This is a genomic window from Escherichia sp. E2748 (assembly GCF_005781125.1).
In the GTDB taxonomy this organism is placed as follows: Bacteria; Pseudomonadota; Gammaproteobacteria; order Enterobacterales; family Enterobacteriaceae; genus Escherichia.
This window is the reverse complement of sequence record NZ_VATP01000003.1, coordinates 14,642-33,729: the sequence shown is the minus strand read 5'-3', so window position 1 is coordinate 33,729 and position 19,088 is coordinate 14,642. Positions and strand designations below refer to the sequence as shown.

Annotated in this window: 13 protein-coding genes; 7 read left to right on the top strand and 6 right to left on the bottom strand. The window is 40.2% G+C overall.

The window, feature by feature from the left end:
• The first annotated feature begins 133 nt into the window (after window positions 1-133).
• From FEK42_RS05860 to FEK42_RS05830, 7 genes are all read left to right on the top strand, one after another.
• Entirely contained in the window at window positions 134-1,885 is a 1,752-nt protein-coding gene (locus tag FEK42_RS05860) for a hypothetical protein (RefSeq protein ID WP_138211766.1), read from the top strand.
• A gap of 6 nt (window positions 1,886-1,891) precedes the next feature.
• Window positions 1,892-3,634 (top strand): hypothetical protein, encoded by a 1,743-nt coding sequence (locus tag FEK42_RS05855; RefSeq protein WP_138211765.1) that lies wholly within the window; start codon window positions 1,892-1,894, stop codon window positions 3,632-3,634.
• Between the two features lie 42 nt (window positions 3,635-3,676).
• The gene (locus tag FEK42_RS05850; RefSeq protein WP_135492308.1) at window positions 3,677-5,671 is read left to right on the top strand and encodes a glycosyltransferase family 2 protein; all 1,995 of its coding nucleotides are present in this window, start codon (window positions 3,677-3,679) and stop codon (window positions 5,669-5,671) included.
• A 45-nt stretch (window positions 5,672-5,716) separates the two neighbouring features.
• Window positions 5,717-6,826, top strand: a complete 1,110-nt coding sequence (glf, locus tag FEK42_RS05845; RefSeq protein WP_135492309.1) for a UDP-galactopyranose mutase — start codon at window positions 5,717-5,719, stop codon at window positions 6,824-6,826.
• 246 nt (window positions 6,827-7,072) lie between these two features.
• Window positions 7,073-7,726: an acyltransferase gene (locus FEK42_RS05840; protein ID WP_135492311.1), complete on the top strand. Its 654-nt coding sequence runs from the start codon at window positions 7,073-7,075 to the stop codon at window positions 7,724-7,726.
• Window positions 7,727-7,835: 109 nt separating this feature from the next.
• Window positions 7,836-9,005 (top strand): nucleotide sugar dehydrogenase, encoded by a 1,170-nt coding sequence (locus tag FEK42_RS05835; RefSeq protein ID WP_135492313.1) that lies wholly within the window; start codon window positions 7,836-7,838, stop codon window positions 9,003-9,005.
• A 128-nt stretch (window positions 9,006-9,133) separates the two neighbouring features.
• The gene (locus FEK42_RS05830) at window positions 9,134-10,474 is read left to right on the top strand and encodes a glycosyltransferase family A protein (RefSeq protein ID WP_135492418.1); all 1,341 of its coding nucleotides are present in this window, start codon (window positions 9,134-9,136) and stop codon (window positions 10,472-10,474) included.
• Between the two features lie 110 nt (window positions 10,475-10,584).
• Here the strand turns inward: FEK42_RS05830 and FEK42_RS05825 are convergent, their stop codons facing one another.
• From FEK42_RS05825 to FEK42_RS05800, 6 genes are all read right to left on the bottom strand, one after another.
• The gene (locus tag FEK42_RS05825; protein WP_135492314.1) at window positions 10,585-11,835 is read right to left on the bottom strand and encodes a capsular biosynthesis protein; all 1,251 of its coding nucleotides are present in this window, start codon (window positions 11,833-11,835) and stop codon (window positions 10,585-10,587) included.
• Between the two features lie 34 nt (window positions 11,836-11,869).
• Window positions 11,870-13,897: a capsular polysaccharide biosynthesis protein gene (locus FEK42_RS05820; protein WP_135492316.1), complete on the bottom strand. Its 2,028-nt coding sequence runs from the start codon at window positions 13,895-13,897 to the stop codon at window positions 11,870-11,872.
• Window positions 13,894-14,634, bottom strand: a complete 741-nt coding sequence (gene kdsB / locus FEK42_RS05815; protein ID WP_135492318.1) for a 3-deoxy-manno-octulosonate cytidylyltransferase — start codon at window positions 14,632-14,634, stop codon at window positions 13,894-13,896. The genes FEK42_RS05820 and kdsB overlap by 4 nt, the downstream gene beginning before the upstream one ends.
• A gap of 9 nt (window positions 14,635-14,643) precedes the next feature.
• Window positions 14,644-16,320 carry a polysaccharide biosynthesis/export family protein gene (locus FEK42_RS05810; protein WP_032226219.1) on the bottom strand — a complete coding sequence of 559 codons (1,677 nt, stop codon included), beginning with the start codon at window positions 16,318-16,320 and terminating at the stop codon, window positions 14,644-14,646.
• Window positions 16,321-16,343: 23 nt separating this feature from the next.
• Window positions 16,344-17,492: a capsule polysaccharide export inner-membrane protein KpsE gene (locus FEK42_RS05805; protein WP_000905920.1), complete on the bottom strand. Its 1,149-nt coding sequence runs from the start codon at window positions 17,490-17,492 to the stop codon at window positions 16,344-16,346.
• 71 nt (window positions 17,493-17,563) lie between these two features.
• A complete protein-coding gene (locus FEK42_RS05800) occupies window positions 17,564-18,547 on the bottom strand; it encodes a KpsF/GutQ family sugar-phosphate isomerase (RefSeq protein ID WP_130258027.1) in 984 nt (327 codons plus the stop codon).
• Window positions 18,548-19,088: the final 541 nt, after the last annotated feature.

Genomic DNA, 19,088 nt, shown 5'->3' with positions numbered 1-19,088 from the left:
ATTATAATGCTATATAAAATAATTATAAAAACGATGTTATTCAAGAAGTGTTAATTATGTCTAAATATATTCAATACAATGTAATTTAAATACTTATACGTATATCATCTATAGTTAACAAAAAGGTAATTTGATGAACAGAATAGTTGTTGTTGGCCACCCAAATTCAAAATTTGAGGAAGTTGAGGATATTCTTAGACAAAGAGGAATGGCTTATCCAAAATCCTCAAGGCGGGAAAATCTAACGCCAAGTGATATTACTACAACTATTTGTAATGCTTATCAAGTTCATCCATTAGAAGATATTGAAAACGAGAGTGAACTTCATCCATTACAGATTTCTCCTGTATGGAATAGCCTTGTTTTGGATTTAATGCTTAACAATATAGATCAATTATTTTGGGGGTGGTCAGATCCAAATTTAATATATTTACTAAATTATTGGTTGGAGCTTGATGATAAGTTAATGTTTGTATTGGTCTATGACAAGCCTCAATCAGTATTAATAGACAGGAAAAATGAAACATATGCAGACGAAAAAAACATCGAAAGAAAGATAAATAATTGGGTTGCATATAATAGTGCGTTATTAAGATTTTTTCTGCGAAATAAAAAAAGATGCATATTGGTTAGTTCTGAACAAATAAAAAGGAATTCTGAGGATTGTATACGACAAATTCAAGAACTTCTTGAGTTGCCATCTTTATCCTCAAAATTAATAGAAAAGAATACAGATATTATAAATTACTCTCAAACTAATGAATTATCATGTCAGTTTCCAGTAATACATCAAGATGTAATTAATATTTCTGGTATTGACTCAAGAGTTGTCAGAACTGCATTTTCAAATGAAATCACAGAGAATTATTTGCTAAAACATTTACTAGAATACTACCCTGCAAGTCAACAGCTTTATGCTGAATTACAATCTGTAGCTAATCTCCCGTCTCAATCATTTATACAAGAGATTCATCCAACTAAGGCTTTTGAAAATTTTATGCAACAACAGGATGTGAGTTATAAACTAATAACCGCACTCCATAAAGCATACAAAAAAATTAATAATGATACTCAACTTATACTATCTGAAAAAAATAAAGAACAATCGTTAGTATTGTCACAATTATACGAAGCCCAGGAAGATTTAGAGAGCGTTTATTTAAACAAGAAAAATTTAGAAAAAGAGCTTAAAATTAAGGAATGCTATCTTGAAGATAAGGAAAGATTAGTTAAAGAAAAAGAAAAAGAACGTAATTGTTTAGAAATTAAACTAGGTGAGCTTGAAAAAGAATTCAAAGCCACATTAAAAACATTGCAGGAACGTGAATCTCAAATAACATTATCACAACGATCAATACATGAGCTTCAAAGCAAGTTATCATCACTGAATGCGACTGAACAAAAAGCTAAAGAGCTGCGTTCTGGCATTTCACGATTAGAAGAAGAGAATAAATCATTAATATCCCAACTACATCGCGCCCAGGATGAACTGGAGAAATATTATTACGATAACCAAAAGCTCAAGCAACAATTACCAGTACCACTGTATGGAGCAGCTCAGCGAATAAAAAATGAACTAGGGTATAAGCTAGGTGCAGTTATGATAAAACATTCGCACTCACTATTTGGTTGGCTAGGAATGCCTTGGGCTCTTTGCTCTGAAGCTAAAAAATACCGAAATCAAAAGAAAGATATTGTGCATAAAAATGAACCGCCTATTTATGCATATAATGACGCCTTTGAAGCAGAACGAGTAAAAAAACATCTTTCTTATAGATTAGGACAGACATTACTTAAAAATATTAAGTCTCCATTCGGTTGGATTAAACTCCCATTTGCACTAGCACAAAATGTGCGACAGTTTCGATTAGAACGAGGTGAGTAATATACGATGAAATCAATATCTATGATTTCCCAACCGGAGGAAACATGGCTGGATTGTTTAAGTTCGATATATCCACCGACAGGTGTCATGGTCGTTGGTGCTGGAAATGGAAGCAGTATTTGGGTCCAATGGCTTTACAAAAAATGTGTGAACCCTGTCATTTTGGTTGAAGGGAATCAGAAGCAGTTTCAGTTGTTAAAACATAATATTCCTTTAAATAAAGAATGGGTTTTATTGAATAAGATTGTAATATTCGGGAGAGAGCCACATATTTTTCATTATGTAGATAACTCACGAGAAAGCGGGTTGTTATCTCCAGAGCAATTACATTCACTATGGCCAAATATAAAGTGTATAGATGAAGAGGTAATACATAATGGTATCACACTTAATAGCCTACAAAAAAGTGAAAACTTACCCTTGAATTGGCTATTTATTGATTGCCTACCCGCACCAGAAATTCTTGAGCATGCGGGGGATATGTTACATCGAATAGAGGTTGTAGTAAGTAGGGTAGTCATACAAGATGAACCATTTTCTGCTAGCCTAAAAAATTTAGACAAAGTCTTGAATGAAGTAGGCATGCGGCGGGTCCATTTATTTCAAGAACGTCATCCTTCTATAGGCTATGCTATTTATACTAGAAATGTAGCATTAAAAATAACTGAGGCAGAAAATCTAAAAGAAGAAATTAAACAACAGCAGCGGAAGATAAGTATATTACAGTCTAGTTTGGAACAGCAATCTGTTGAATATAAGTTAAAAATTCATGATATTGAAAAAAAACATAAGTTAGAATTTGAAAAAATCCTGGATAAAAAAAATAATATTGAGAATGAATTATTAAAACTAAAAAATAAATCGGAGCTGTCTGGTATTAATCTGAATGAGTTCCATGCTGTTAATGAAAACATTTTATCTAAATATGAAGTTCATACAGATAATGTATGCACGATGATGAAAAAGATAGAGGAACAGCAAAAGGAAATATATACTCATATTAATAAAAATTTACCTGTTTTAATAAAAAAAGAATTAGATGCAAAACTTAGTAAATCAGTTCGTCATGTAGAGTCCTTCATATCCATTCAACAATACTTGACTCATGGTGACTGCATAACAGGGTTTCATGGTTGGCCAATAAGCCCAGATATGGGAGTATTTCTCTTAGAAAGAATACGTGAGCGAAATTATGATGCTATTATTGAGTTTGGAAGTGGAGTTTCAACTTTATTAATAGCCAAAGGTCTTATGACATTTAATCTTTTCAAAGATAATGAAGATAAATTTTTCATTAGTTTTGATCATGATGAGTATTATTTTACTAATACACAAAATATGCTTGCTTATCATGGTGTCGAATCAATGGTTGATCTACATTTAGCCCCGCTAAAAGAATGGTCCGATGGCACAGGATGCTATAAATATTACTCTTGTGAAGATGTATTAATTGAGTTAGCAAAGCGTTTACAGGAGGGCTCTAAGAGATTGCTAGTCCTTGTAGATGGGCCACCTGGTAATACATGTGCTAATGCGCGTTATCCTGCACTTCCATTTATGTCTCACTTTATATCTGATCATGAAATTGATTGGGTCTTGGATGATGCTTATCGAGATGAAGAAAAGTTAACAGCTGAGTTATGGAAAAAATATTGGTCAGCGGAAAATATACAGTTCACTCATGATTTTATAAAAAATGAAAAAGGAATGTTTTTTGCGACTACATATGGAAAAAAATCTACTTCGTAATATTATTGAGTATCATTCAAATTATAAAGGAGAATATAAGAAGTGAGTTTAAAATTAGGAAATGCTTACTTTAGAGATGGGCAATACAAACTTGCCATTCAAGAGTATAAAAAAATATCAAAAGATAGCCCTTTGTACCCATACGCTATATTAAATATTAAAAGAATTGAAAGTTTAGGATTTGATTGCAAAGAACAAGAATCTGAAATTAATGATGCCCCTCTGTTATCAATTATAATGCCAGTATTTAATGTTGGGCCTTATCTTGACGCTAGTATACTATCAGTTCTATCCCAAACCTTAGTTGATTTTGAGTTAATTATTATCAATGATGCTTCAACAGATGATGGAAAACGTATCATTGAAATGTATGAAAATATTGATTCAAGAATAAAATTTATTGATCTACGTTTTAACACTCTTGGTGGCGCAGGTATACCTAGTAACATTGGCATCAATGCAGCTAAAGGTAAATATATCGGTTTTGTTGATAGCGATGACTGGGTGTCGAAAGATGCTTTCGAAAAATTAGTTACTACGGCAGAAAAATTTAATGCTGAATTGGTCATTGGGGACTTTAATACTTTTGATCAGGAAACCAGACTTGTTAGCCCAGCTTATGATAAGGAAAGATGGAAAGGCATACCTGTCGAAACTATAATATCTGGAGTAACCACACCACAACTATTTAGGTTATCCCCAGTACCCTGGAGAAAATTATATCTTACAAAATTTGTTAAGAGTAATGGTTTAGAGTATCCAGAAGGAGATTATTTTTATGAGGATAATCCTTTGCATTGGTTTGTGTTATCTAGTGCAGAACGTGTTGTAATGATTGATCATATCATTAGTTATCATCGTATGGCCCGCGAAGGGCAAACAATGAGTTCAGCTCTATATAAATTAGCGGCCCTTGCATCACATCTTAATACAATTTCTAATTTTCTCTTAAAAAAAACAGTAAAGCATCAGGTTTTATTCGATGAATTTTATGACTTCTGTTATAGAACTGATTGGATTACTACTCGTCAACCAGATTTAATAACAAAAAATATAATTAGATCTCGCTTGTCTCATATCTATAAAAAAACACAAAAAATAATTAAGCCGGACAATGTTAGAGATAATTTTAATAAGAGATTTGCTGAATATGCTAATTCTTATCCTGATTTAGACCTGACAGTTGTCATACCTGCATATAACTGTGAAGACCTAATTGCTGAAAGCATTGAATCAGTTCTGAAAATATCAGATATAAAATTCAATATTATAATTATTGATGATGGTTCAAATGATAACACACAAACAATTTGCCAGGATTATGCGGGAAAATATACTAATGTAGTTTATTATCATCAAGGTAATAAAGGCGCTGGGCGGGCAAGAAACTCAGTAATTCCGCTATGTACAGGGAAGTATACTTATTTTCTTGATGCGGATGATGTTATTAATGCTAAATCATTAGAGCATGCGGTCAAGAAAGCAATTTTAGAAGATGCCGATTTATTACTTATGAAGTATAAAATTGAATATTATGATGAGAAAAAAACAAGAGGTATGTTTAATGCAGATGACAGATTATGGCAGTCATTTGAAAAAGAAAAACATAAAATAAGGAATTATGCTTCTGCTCTGATTAACTATCCATGGAATCGTATTATAAAAACAGATTTACTGCATGATGAAAATATTTTCTTTGGCCCTACAGTTGTGCATAATGATATACCATATCATTGGCATAGCATAGTCGCTGCACAGAAAATATCTTACATCAACGATGAGATTTGTATACATCGTAAGTTTGCAACAAGAAACCAAATCACAAATATATCTGACGGTCGAAGACTTATGGTATTTGAAGCACTTCGTTATACCCAAGAACGGATTATGCACTATCCGGCTTTCTCAGAAATAAAACAGCAATGGATCAAATTCAGTGTGGAGCTTATTGATTGGGCAAAAGAGCGAATTCCTTCAGATATGCATGAGGAATTTAATGAATATAAAAAAGAGTTTATAAATTCTTTACCAAATTAAATATACATAATGAATATATTTTAACAATCATCAGTTGGAGATAAAATGTACGATTATCTTATTGTTGGGGCTGGATTATTTGGATGTACATTTGCTCGCCTGGCAACGGACGCAGGGAAAAAATGTCTTATTATTGAAAAACGAAAACATATAGCAGGGAATTGCTATACAGAAAAAAAACATGGCATTCACCAACATATATATGGTCCCCATATTTTTCATTGCAATGATGATGATATATGGAATTTTGTGAATCGCTTTGCAAAATTTAATAGCTTTATAAATCGACCTATTGCTATAAATAATGGTAAAGCTTATTCCCTTCCCTTTAGCATGTACACATTTAATGCTATGTGGGGAGTTCTGACGCCTGAGGAGGCGATTGCAAAGATTGAATCACAAAAGCTTAAGTTAGAACGTAAACCATTGAATTTGGAAGAGCAGGCTCTTTCGCTAGTTGGCACTGATATATACAATACATTAATTCGCGATTACACCAAAAAACAATGGCAAAAAGATCCTAAAGAATTACCCGCATCGATTATTACCCGTCTACCCGTGAGAATGACTTGGGATAATAATTATTTCTTTGATAAATTTCAGGGTATACCCATTGGAGGATATACCTTAATGTTTGAAAATATGTTGAAGGGAATAGAGATTAGAGTAAACACTGATTATTTTTCTAATAAAGAATGTTTTGATAGGCTAGCGAAGAAAATTGTTTTTACTGGTAAAATTGATGAGTTCTATGACTATAAATTTGGGGAGTTAGAGTATAGGGCATTGAGGTTTGAAAATGAACTATTGCCAATGAAAAATTATCAAGGCAATGCGGTCATTAACTACACATCAGCAGATATTCCATGGACCAGAATTATTGAACATAAATACTTTGATGAGGCGAGTGCTGAGGAGAATGTAACAATTATAACAAAAGAAATACCTGATACATGGGCTAGAGAAAAAATACCGTATTACCCTGTTGGTGATGAAGGTAACAGGCATATTTTCGAAAAATATAACAATCTTGCAAAAAATGATGAAAGAATTATTTTTGGTGGTAGACTTGCTGAATATCGATACTATGATATGCATCAAGTGATTAGGTCGGCATTTACAAAGTTCGGAATTGAATTTAAAAATAATATTTGAAATGTATATTATATATTTTTTGCACATTTATTTTGACAGGTGTTAAATGATTTTTTCAAAAGCGAAATTAATCATGATATGTATATATTGATATCATTTTAGAATGTATTTTAGTATTTTGTGATGAGTCTTTTTTAGTAATTGTTATTTAATAAGTTTTGCATTGATAACAATTTCACATACACAAATAAAATTGAGTCGTTATTTTAAGATTGAATGTTTATTCTCAAAGTAGAGATATGAAATATGGCAATTGAAAATGATAAGTTTGTTTACAAGTTAATTTTAGCTAATGGAAGTGAAATTGTAAATCCTGCTATTGATGGACTTTCTGTAGAATTTAAAGGTAGCTATGGAGGTATAGTTGAAATCCATGAAGGGGCTATATTTTATAACACAAAAATAATATGTGGTAGTATGGCTCATATCTGTATAAAAAAAACACATAGCAAGGGGATTAAAAACACAAAAATAGAAACTGCATGCTCTTGCAGACACAAGAAATTATTTATCGATGAAGGGTGTTCTATAGAAAGTGCACGTTTTGCAATCGTAAACGATGATAACTTATCGGTATACATAGGTAAGGATTGTATGTTAAGTTCTGAAATAGTATTTAGATCTTGTGATGGACATACTATATATAGCATAGACAATAATAAAGTATTGAATGCTTCAAAACCGATAATCTTAGGAGACCATGTATGGGTTGGCGCAAAAGCAACCTTTCTCAAAGGAACTGTTATTCCTAATAATAGTATAATTGGTACTGGTTCCATAGTTTCAAAAGAATTTACTGAACAGTTTACAGCTATAGCCGGTATACCAGCAGAAGTAGTAAAAACTGGGGTAAATTGGGATCGAGACACTATTCCTGCCTTCTTGAGGAAAAGAACATAGTTGTAATAGTATTTTATTATTAACATCTTTGCTCAGATATTTATGGATATTCGCTATTCTAAATGATTAGAGTATAACTTAAATATTGTTTTTTTCTCGGTTAGATTATATGAAAATTACCATTTCTGGAGCCGGCTATGTCGGTTTATCCAATGCTATCCTACTTTCACAAAATCATGATGTTACTTTAATTGATATTAACAAACAAAAAGTAAACTTCATTAATGATAAAATGTCACCAATTATTGATGAGGATATACAATATTATCTGGTTAATAAAAGGTTAAAATTATATGCAACCCAGGATACGCATTCTGCATATAAAAATGCAGAATATGTAATAGTAGCCACTCCTACTGATTATGATCCAGGTTCGAATTATTTTAATACAAGCTCAGTAGAGGAAGTTATCCGTGGTGTTATAGAAGTAAATTCTCAAGCAACTATCATAATCAAATCTACAGTCCCCGTCGGCTTTACTGAACGACTAAAACGCGATCTAAACACGAATAATATTATCTTTTCCCCAGAATTTTTACGTGAAGGTAAAGCTCTTTATGACAACCTGTATCCATCTCGTATAGTTGTCGGAGAGCGTAGCGAACGAGCAAGGAAGTTCGCAGAGCTTCTCAGTGAAGGTGCTATAAAAAAAGATATTCCAATATTGTTAACGGATAGCACTGAAGCTGAAGCCATTAAACTTTTTGCAAATACTTACCTTGCAATGCGGATTGCTTATTTCAATGAATTGGATACTTATGCCTCCGTTCATGGTTTAGATACAAAGCAAATTATAGAGGGTGTTGGTTTAGATCCTAGAATTGGCCAACATTATAATAATCCTTCTTTTGGCTATGGAGGTTATTGCTTACCTAAGGATACCAAGCAATTACTTGCAAATTATCGTGATGTTCCGCAGAACTTAATCCAGGCTATTGTCGATGCCAATACTACCCGAAAAGACTTTGTTGCGGAGGATATATTAAGTCTTAAGCCAAAAGTTGTAGGAATCTATCGCCTCATAATGAAAGCAGGTAGTGATAACTTTAGAGCAAGTAGTATTCAGGGTGTAATGAAACGACTCAAAGCCAAAGGAATTGAGATAGTTGTATATGAACCTGTACTAAAAGAGCCTTATTTCTTTGGTTCTTATGTTGAGCGTGATATTAATTCTTTTAAAGAACGTGTTGATGTTATAGTAGCCAATCGCCGCACGTCAGAATTAGAAGATGTAAGTGAAAAGGTTTATACGCGAGATTTATTTGGTGTCGACGCTTAATTATGTTCAATAATTTAAATTTTTTATGGCTATTAAAAAAAAATAGATATGTACATGCTTTAGCTGCAATACAAGATGACTGCCGATTTTGGCAGTCAAAACGTATATTGGCAATGTATAAGCTTAATATGTATTGGTCATTGTGTAATCTCACTGATACACCGCCAGATTGGCGGTGTAAATTAGCGATTAAAATAGCTAAAATTGCTTGTGGTGACATAAGTTTAACTCAAGAATTACTTACGGAGTTCAAAGATGAGTTCACGGACACACATCAAAAGATTGAGTTGGCAAAGGCCCTGGCATCATACTCTCCTACGTTTTCATTATCATTATTAGATAATATAGATAATTATCCTTTAGATTTATATGCAGCTCTTCAGTTAAGAGTTGGGTTAACTCAAAAAGCCATATCAACACTTTCTCAGATTGATTCCAGTAGTCTTATTTCTTCCCCTGATATATTGCTCTTACAAAATAATGCTTTGAGAGAAACACCAAAAACCTCTTTAAATAGACTTAACTCATACTATACGTACTTTGGTTTATCTCAGGTCGCACTTGCAGACAACGCATCTCCCTTATCTCCTGGTAATGTTATTACATCGATTCCTTCATCTATTCATACAGGCCCTTTGATTTCTATTTTAATGACAACATACAATACCGGTAGGCGAGTAGAAAATGCAGTAATATCATTGCTTAATCAAACATATCGCTCATTTGAACTAATTGTTGTGGATGATGCCAGCACTGATGATACGCTATTCCGTCTTCAAAGATTAGCACTCAAAGATAGTCGAATAAAGATTATCAGCCTACCTCAAAATGTTGGAACATATGCTGCAAAACGAATAGGTTTAATACAAGCAAAGGGCGAGTTTGTGACATGCCATGACTCAGATGACTGGTCTCATCCTGAAAAATTATTTAGACAGATATCACCTTTATTGTTAAACCCTAAACTAATTTGTTCAATTTCTGATTGGGTAAGGTTACAAGATAATGGGATTTTCTATGCGCGTGCGGTTTATCCACTAAAACGACTGAATCCTTCTTCTTTGCTGTTTAGAAGGGCGGAGGTATTGCAAAAAGCGGGCGTTTGGGACTGTGTTAAAACGGGTGCTGATAGTGAATTCATTGCTCGACTTAAGCTAATTTTTGGTGCTTCCTCTATACATCGTATTAAATTGCCTTTGACACTAGGAAGCCATCGTACCGACTCGTTAATGAATTCACCTACAACAGGATATACATCTCAGGGAATTTCACCGGATCGCCAAAAATATTGGGATTCATGGTCGCGATGGCACATTCAGGCGTTAAGAAATAAAGAAAGTCTTTACATCGGAAATTCTGATTTTACTAATAAAAATCGACCATTTTCTGCGCCCGACTCAATATTAGTTGATACTAACGCCATCAAAGTTGCATTACAAAGTGCTCATGTTAACTTTACCAGTATATAACTGGTTAATAAATGTATAATATATGCTATTTATTATAATGATTTTTTTGTGTTTTTTAATTATAGTATATTAATCTTTATTTAATGGATGGGTGTTTATGAATGGTTATGTTAATGCCATTCATTGTGATGTTTTTTTTTGATAGCATAATACAATCCTTTTTTCTTTTTTATCTTGTTAAATATCATCTTCCCATAATAAACCCCATTAACCTGTGTCTTAACCAATAAATACCCACGAAACTTCTTAAACAGCTTCATATCTGGTTTAAAATCGGCCTGCCAGAACTGGTGCAAATGCCCTTGATACGTCAAGCCCTTGATGTCGTACAGGGCATTGCCCATCACTTTGAGTGGTTTGTTATGAATCAGTGCAGAGATCCCCGCCGTACTGTTAATCGTCACCACCGCTTTTGCGTGGCGTAATAATTCCGGCATAGGGAGATCGTGCACGTATATGACTCGCTCACCTAAGCCATATTCCTTACTCAACCGCTTAATTAATGGTCGATAGAGTCTGTGACCACGATCCATCGGATGATGTTTGATCACCAAATAACTCTCTTTCGGCGCTTTACGCGAAAATGAGTACATGACTTCATTAATATAGTCACGCACATCGTTATAATTGCTGTGGTTACGAATCTGGCTATCGTTATACACCTGCAAAACGGCAAGATAATAACGCTGGTCCAGCTCGTTCATTAACCTCGGCAATACCTTACGCTGTGTTACCTTGTAAAGTTGCTTGCGCCAGTATGCACGAACCCAGCAGCGTGCCTCATACCAGGGGGAAAACGATTTGTGGTGGCGGTAGCGAGGGAACTCATGACGGTAATGCCAGCCCATCAGGTAATACCATATCGCATGGCCTATACGTTTCATCGTTGAAGGTTTTAAATTCTCAACGTGCGGCGCAGGCATATCTGGCAACTTACGATAAAAATCTGGATCGCGCGGTAGCGATGAATATGCGTTCACTCCGCCTTCTTCAACGGTTATAAATTGCGGGCGTAAATATCCTTCTTCAAATGCCAGAAAGCGGATCCCTTTCGACGTTGCCCAGCGTTTTGCTTCTTTGTGCAATGGGCGGCAGTCACCAAAGCAGAGGATGGTATCAAAGTCATATTGTCGGTGGAGATTTCGCAACCAACCGGGAAACTCTTTCGGCGTTTGGTAGTAAGCCAGGTATTGTCGATTACGGCAGTAAAAACGATCCCCGCCGTTGAAGACAACATTTACAGCGTTACGGCCTAATGACTCTAACCATTCCGCGACGTCATTGAAAAAAGGTCCCATCGGTCCCTGCAATAGCAGATATTTTTTACCCGATAATAAAACGGTTAGTGCGTTGTCTTGCATAAATAATCTGTGTAATAGTCAATGATGAAATTATTTAGCCAAATCTGACTTTGCAGAACATAATTAATTTGCGGTAATAGCGTATGACTCGCCCCGCTTTTTTTCGGGTAATAAACATCTGCTTGCGCGGCGTCTGGATTAAATATTCCGCAGCTTCTTCAACCGTAATAGGTTGTAACCGTGTTGGGTGAATGTATGTTGGATAAACAATCAACGCCTGATAGATCAAGTCTGCTATCGTTAATCTGTGCTCGCGGCGCGGGCAGTGATGTTCATCAACGGTTAAACCCCAACCGGCATAGAAGGGCAGGCCGTAACAATGAACTTGTTTGCCATGTAATAACGCTTCAAACCCGGACAATGATGTCATGGTGTGCACTTCATCTGCGCGCTGAATGCATTGAATAATATCTGCGTCCAGTGCCTGATAATCAGCAAGTTCAGCAATCAGTTTTGCCGGAATATCACCCTTGCGATTTCCCACCAGTACATCCGGGTGCGGTTTATAAATAATGTAGGCGTGCGGATTACGCTCGCGTACTGTGCGCAATAACTCAAGGTTGCTCTTAATCGAGACAGTGCCTGTTTTAATAGATGCATCGTCCTCTACCTGACCCGGTACCAGGATGATTTTTTTACCTTTGGACTCGGCAGGCAGAGAGAAATCGGCCCCCAGGTTGTACTTGCTCAGTTTGCTTTCAACCAGTCGTTGCCGCAACTTCTCAGCTCGCATCTGCTGCGCCAGCGTTAACTGGCTGTGATTAAGCAGCTCCTCCAGGTCGCTGGGGCGTGTGGCGTCATAGTAGATCCCGCGTTTATCCAGCACCAGCGATAGCGGCGGCAACAGGTCAGAGCCAAGCCCGGATGAACGCAGAAAACCATCTTCCATTCGCCATAACGGCAGTGATTTTCGCTGCGCTTCGGCTTGCCATTGCTGTTCTCCCTTTACACCCCATACCACGCAAGCGGTGGCCGCAGTACAGCGACGTGAATAACTCAGTCGGTTTGTCGCGGTACGCAAGAAAGGTTTCAGGATCGCCGACTTCCACAGCGTTAAGCCTGGCGCCCATAAATAGCCATTACGCTGCTGCTGATGGCTGCGCTGTAATTGCAGCCATTGCAGTACGGTAAATAGATCGCTTGCGGCCCCCGTGAGCGGGTCGATATAGCGACAGTAACGCAGGTATGCTGCGGCAAAAAGTTCTTCCAGCGTGGCAGAACCGCGTCGAGCGGATAACAAAGCGGACTGCGGATGGCGATCGTCGGTTAAGCCCCAGCCTGCATACCAGGGCTGACCGAAACATGTCACTGGTTTTCCTGCCAGCAAGGCTTCAAAGCCGTATTGGGATGTCACGACGTAAACCCGGGAAACGTTTCGCAACAGCGACTGCGGGCTGACATTCTCGGCAATCAAACGTACTCGTTGCGTGGCGCGCAGATCAGCGAAATAACCTGTTTTCTTTCCTTCCAGTACGTCCGGATGCACCTTCACCCAAATTTCGGCTTGAGGATTTTCCGCCATCGCGGCTTCCAGCATGGCGGCAAACTCATGCGGGCCAGCACTGCCATACGTCACTGACATATCATTAAATGTCTGATCGACAACCAGAACGATGTCTGCACGTTCTGACTCATCAGCCACAAACGCAGGCGCCAGGTTATATTTCGACAAATCCCCGGTCACGATGGTGTGCATCGCTTCTCTGGCCTGGCTTATCAGAGCTGTATTTCCGGCTTTATCCTGTACCAGTTTCTCCAGTGCCGAAGGCTTGCTGGCATCGTAGTAAATGCCGCAATCATCCACCACCAGAGAAAGCGGCGGTGCGCCATTGACGCCAAGATCCAGCGAGCGCACAAATCCATCTTCCAGACGGATGACCGGTTTCCCCGCTGCTTTGGCGATGGCGACTGGTTTCGCCGCGCTGGGGCGATGTCCCCACACGGCAATAGCATCAACTTCTTGCGGAACAGGACGCAGCAGAGAAAGTTTCTGGCACGGTTGCGCCAGAAATTTCTCCAGATGCGGAATACGCCAGATGCCAGGCGAGTAAATGCCAATCATGTGTTTTCGGCCAGTTCCCGCGCCATCAGAGCGCGCACCTTTTCAAGGCATGCTGGGGTGTCGACGCCCGGACCGGTTGCGGCAACCTCAAATGTGCGAATGTTGATCCCCGCGTTCATCAACCGTAACTGCTCCAGTGATTCCGCCTGCTCCGGCATGGACTCAGGTAACTGGCTGTAGTTTTGCAGCACATCGCGACGATAAGCGTAAATACCGACGTGTTTCAGGTAGCGCGCTTTTTCAGCATTACGCGGATACGGAATCGGCGAACGGCTGAAATAAAGTGCATCCTGGCGGGTATTTACTACCACTTTTACCGTGCTTGGCTCGGTCGCTTCTTCGGCAGAAATCGCGTGGCATAGCGTTGCCACTGGCAACGCGGGGTCATCACGCATTCCTTGTAACAGCGTTTCTACATCCCGCGGACGAATCATTGGTTCATCGCCCTGCAGGTTAATGTAGATATCTGCTTCCACCGTATGCATTACCTCGACCAGCCGATCGGTGCCGGATTCATGATCGTTGCGCGTCATGATGGCTTTCCCGCCAAACGCCTGCACGGCCTGTTCAACGCGCGGGTCGTCTGTTGCCACCCAAACTTCCGCAACGCCTGCCACCTGTAACGCACGCTCGTAAACGTGCTGGATCATCGGTTTGCCAACAATATCGAGCAGTGGCTTACCCGGCAGGCGCGAGGAGCCGTAGCGGGCCGGAATGACAATAACTGCTTTGCTCATCTCAAATCCTTACAAAGACAGAATCACTTTTGCACCCACCGCCAGCTGATAGAGGATGGTGGAAATACCACGCGTAACTTCAATGTTTTTCGATTCATATTTCGGCAGAACCATAATCTCATCGCCTGGCTTGAGTGAATCCACATCTTCCGCGTTGACTGCCGCACCGTTCTGACGAATGACGATAATTCTGGCGTTACCCGATTTTTGCGTCAGGCCACCGCATTTCTCGATGTAATCCTCGGTGGTCATTCCCTTCTGCCAGCTCACCGCGTTCGGGAACAGCACCTCGCCATGAACCATAACCAGCGATGTTTTCTCCGGAATATTGATGACGTCGCCATCTTCAAGCAGAACAGAATCAATATTGGACTCGTTGAGGATCACTTCACCTTTCGGAACCACGGTGCGCGCTTTCGCCACAAAGCGGCTGATCAGTTGCGCTTCCTGCATTCGCAGGCTGGCTTCTTCTTTGGTGGAGGACTGGGCGGAAAGTGATGCTTCCTCCAGCTTTTGCAGCGAGAGATTCAGCATCTCTTTCTGACGCTGGGCCACTGATGGGCGATAAAGCTGAACCGCGTTCATCTGCGACATACTGTTCGGACGGACTTTTTCCAGAACCGCACGCATGGTGGAGCCATATGGCAGCACCATGGCATGTTCGCCAGAGTGCGCGCCTTCAACCCGCACCTGAATGGTGCCGGCATAGCGGTCAGTGCTGACGATTAAGGTATCGCCATTTTGCAACATACGGCCTGGCGCTGAGCTTATCGGATAGTATTCGCTACGTTTTTGCAGTCCCTGTTTACGCATAATCGTAATGTGAGTCGCGCCAGGCTTAGGGCGCGCCCAGCTCAACGCTTCCGTTACGGGAATGCTGCTTTCGCGGAACTCAAAGTCGTAGCTGTTAAAGACATCGCCCTGAACGCTGAAAGTATGCTGACGCGGCCCGACGATGATGGTGTCACCATCGGCGAACTGCGAAAGCCCCAGTTTGCCGTTCAGCAGGAAGTCGTACAGGTTGACGTTGGAGCGCACGCGGTTACCGCGCTTAACCACAATATCAACGTAACTTCCGCGCTCTGGATCAACGCCGCCAGCCTTGATCAGATAATTGAGTAACGAATCAGACGTCACACCGCCATACAGACCAGGATTACGCACAAATCCGGTCACGTACACTTTTACTGGCTGCGCCTGTAATAAGGAGGCGTAGACGTTGACGTTGGACTGGTACACTTCCTTCACTTTGGATGTGACCAGGGTATTTAACTGACTATTACTGACGCCTGCAACTTTCACCGGACCAACGTTCGGCAGGAAAATATTACCTTTGGGATCAACCTGTAACGCACCATCAAAGGTGAACGCACCCCACAAGCGAACCTGAATGCTATCGCCCGGATTCAGAATATAGTCAGGGTTGAATCCCACCGTCGCACCGCTATCCGCGCTGGTGCCGTTGAAAAGTTGAGCACCAAACATACGGCTCATTACCACCGGCGGTGCGGGCGGCGGGGTATTGTCGAAGCCGCTCATGTTTTGCGTATCCGACTTTTGTCCGCTCAGAATACCGGGCAGTGGTGCGGCTCCTGTCAGGTTTGGGTCAGCGTTAATATCAATGGCCGCGCTGGCCTGCGCCGCGTGACAGGCGGCAATCAGTAAAATTGATTTAAATAATTTCATCACAAACTCATTCAGCGACAGCGTTAATCTCGGTGATCTTCAATAACAGCCAGCAACAGTTTCAGGGTGCCGAACAGCAGGCAGCACACCAGTAACCAACAGGCGATCAAATAAGGGATGTTTGGAAAAGATGATTCCTGCGGCAACTGTGGCGAACTGATCACAGACAGCACCTTGAGCTTACGAGCCGCTTCTACACGGGTCTTTTCAATGGAGGTCAGCGTCAGTTTGTAGAGCTCAGTGTTGAACTCTACTTTTGATTTGATTTCTTCAAAATCCACCGCCATACGGTTTAATTTGTCACCTTGTGGCGCTGTTATTTTGCTTTTTTCTTCGTCGATTTGTGCCTGCAATGACTGAATCGCATTACGCGCACTCACAACTTGCGGGGCGTCCTCACGCAGATACGTCAGCAAGTTACGCAGGTCCGCTTCCATCTGGATCTTCTGGCCCATCAGCGTATTCACCAACGTGCTCGCTGCCTGTGCCTGTGCCTGTGGATCCAGAACGTTGTTGTTGTCCTGATAAGAGAGCAGTTCCGCTTTGCTGGCGTCCAGACGCTGGCGTGCCTTTTCCATTTCCGTTTCCGCAAAGGCAAGCTGGTCACGCGCAATGCGATGTGACATCTCATTGATAAAGCGCTCTGACTCTTTCAGCACGGTCTGGTTAAACTTAAGCGCAAACTCCGGGCTAAAGCCCTGCGTCTGAATATTGAGCAATCCGGTTTTATCGTCATACGAGACGTTGATACGGTCCTTGTAGTACTTCAGGAAGCCTTCTGCGGTTTCATCCTTGCTAAGATGATTAAGAAAATCGAGCCCGCTGTGGCTAAACGCTTCGCGAAAATTCAGTTGCTTATCTAACGCTGCCAGCATATCTGGAGAGTTAATGTACTCTTTCAGATATAACGCATCCTCTGCGGAACTCGGGTTAGAGGCACCCAATAGCAGACCAAAATTTAAGCTGCCACTGTTTAAATCATCTGAGCGTTTAATGGCAACTTTCGATTCGCTCATATAGCGAGGCTGGCTGAAGATAGCCAGATAGATCAGCAGCACTGCCATCGGTGCCAGAATGATGATTTTCGCCAGGTGTTTTTGGATATCTGCCAATGAGATGGCAGACAAACGAGCACGCATCCAGGATACGGCAGACTTCACTTTTATCAACATGTAACGATTATCAGAGTTTCAGTGGGGCGCAAATTCAATGAGAGACTTAACTCTCGCGCCCTGTTGCTTAATTAGTCGAAAATGCGCACAAGACCAGTGACTTTGTTCGCCTTGTTGGTCACCAATAACGTCGAGACGCGGTGTTTTTGCATCTTTTCTTCCGCTTCGATGATCATGGTTTCTTCTGGCAACGTCAGCGGTTCACGCGTCATCATCTGCGCCGCCGTGGCGGATGTCAGAGAATCTTCTTTTTCCATAAAGCGACGCAGGTCACCGTCGGTGATAATGCCCGCCAGCTCGCCTTCTGCGTCTTCTACCATCACCATTCCCTGGCAACCGCTGGTGATACGTTGAATCACCGTTTTAAAGGGCGCATCCAGATGAACCGAAGGGACATCATGCTGCATGACATCCGCAACGCGGGTCAGCAGGCGACGGCCTAATGAACCGCCCGGGTGATAGCGCGCAAAATCATTCGGCATAAATTTGCGTTGGTGGATCATGGCAATCGCCAACGCATCGCCGATCGCCATGGTCAGCGTGGTAGACGTTGTTGGTGCAAGATTATTCGGGCAGGTTTCATTCGCCATGTGGAGTTCCAGCACGGCATCGGCATTTTTCGCCAGCGTGGAATTTCCATTATTGGTAATGGCGATAATTCGGTTGCCGAAATTCTTCAGTGACGGGACGAGCTTCAGGATTTCATCTGTTTCGCCGCTGGCAGAAATAAGGATCAGAAGATCGTAAGGCGTAATCATGCCCAGATCGCCATGGAAAGCTTCTGCGGGATGAATAAAGAAACTCGGCGTACCCGTAGAGGCCAGAGTCGCAGACATTTTTCGACCAACATGCCCTGATTTACCCATTCCCGAAAGAATAACGTGTCCTTTACAATTAATTATCAATTCAAGAGCACGCTGGTACTGAGTGGAATCCAACTGTTTGGACAAGTTTTGTAATGCAGCACCTTGTTCTGCCAGAGTCTGGCAAACCGAGGTAATTAAATATGGATCGATAGTACTGCTCTGGTCATCAGGTAAATGTCTTTCAGACATATCAACTCCTTTGCTCGGAAATAATGCCATAGTCACAACAAACCCGAACCAACAATAAATTATTGATATTAAATCAATTGGTTATAACAAAGTGTTTTAATGAATATAAAACTATGGTCAGCCCATGTGCTTATGTAGGGCTTATCACCTTCTTATTAAGTCGCAATGTCTCGTGGAAGTGCGAAGATGCTGCAATATTACAGGCGAGAAGGGGGAACCAAATTTTGCCCACCTATTTAACACACCCCTACATTATGAACAAGGAATTTAGGATTTTTATCAATCATTAAAATGTTTCGCGATTAACTATTAAGTCGAAAAACAATTTAGCGATTGATTGTTTTCTTATAAAAATAGAACGTATGTCACTGTTATCAATAAATAAAACACGTCAGTAATGGCGATGATATTTTGTGATTAACTATTTAAACTGAATATAATAAACAGGTTGATAATCCCCCTGTAAAGCAGAAGAGAATAACAAATTTTTTGCGGTGAATATTGACCAGTATGATAGTTTTGCGCTTGATTATTTATGGCG

What these genes read in the sequence shown, in the direction of transcription:
- FEK42_RS05825 (WP_135492314.1), bottom strand. Translation starts at nt 11,835, where the DNA reads ATGCAAGACAACGCACTAACCGTTTTATTATCGGGTAAAAAATATCTG.
- FEK42_RS05805 (WP_000905920.1), bottom strand. Translation starts at nt 17,492, where the DNA reads ATGTTGATAAAAGTGAAGTCTGCCGTATCCTGGATGCGTGCTCGTTTG.
- FEK42_RS05800 (WP_130258027.1), bottom strand. Translation starts at nt 18,547, where the DNA reads ATGTCTGAAAGACATTTACCTGATGACCAGAGCAGTACTATCGATCCA.
- glf (WP_135492309.1), top strand. Translation starts at nt 5,717, where the DNA reads ATGTACGATTATCTTATTGTTGGGGCTGGATTATTTGGATGTACATTT.
- FEK42_RS05860 (WP_138211766.1), top strand. Translation starts at nt 134, where the DNA reads ATGAACAGAATAGTTGTTGTTGGCCACCCAAATTCAAAATTTGAGGAA.
- kdsB (WP_135492318.1), bottom strand. Translation starts at nt 14,634, where the DNA reads ATGAGCAAAGCAGTTATTGTCATTCCGGCCCGCTACGGCTCCTCGCGC.
- FEK42_RS05835 (WP_135492313.1), top strand. Translation starts at nt 7,836, where the DNA reads ATGAAAATTACCATTTCTGGAGCCGGCTATGTCGGTTTATCCAATGCT.
- FEK42_RS05820 (WP_135492316.1), bottom strand. Translation starts at nt 13,897, where the DNA reads ATGATTGGCATTTACTCGCCTGGCATCTGGCGTATTCCGCATCTGGAG.
- FEK42_RS05840 (WP_135492311.1), top strand. Translation starts at nt 7,073, where the DNA reads ATGGCAATTGAAAATGATAAGTTTGTTTACAAGTTAATTTTAGCTAAT.
- FEK42_RS05855 (WP_138211765.1), top strand. Translation starts at nt 1,892, where the DNA reads ATGAAATCAATATCTATGATTTCCCAACCGGAGGAAACATGGCTGGAT.
- FEK42_RS05830 (WP_135492418.1), top strand. Translation starts at nt 9,134, where the DNA reads ATGTATTGGTCATTGTGTAATCTCACTGATACACCGCCAGATTGGCGG.
- FEK42_RS05810 (WP_032226219.1), bottom strand. Translation starts at nt 16,320, where the DNA reads ATGAAATTATTTAAATCAATTTTACTGATTGCCGCCTGTCACGCGGCG.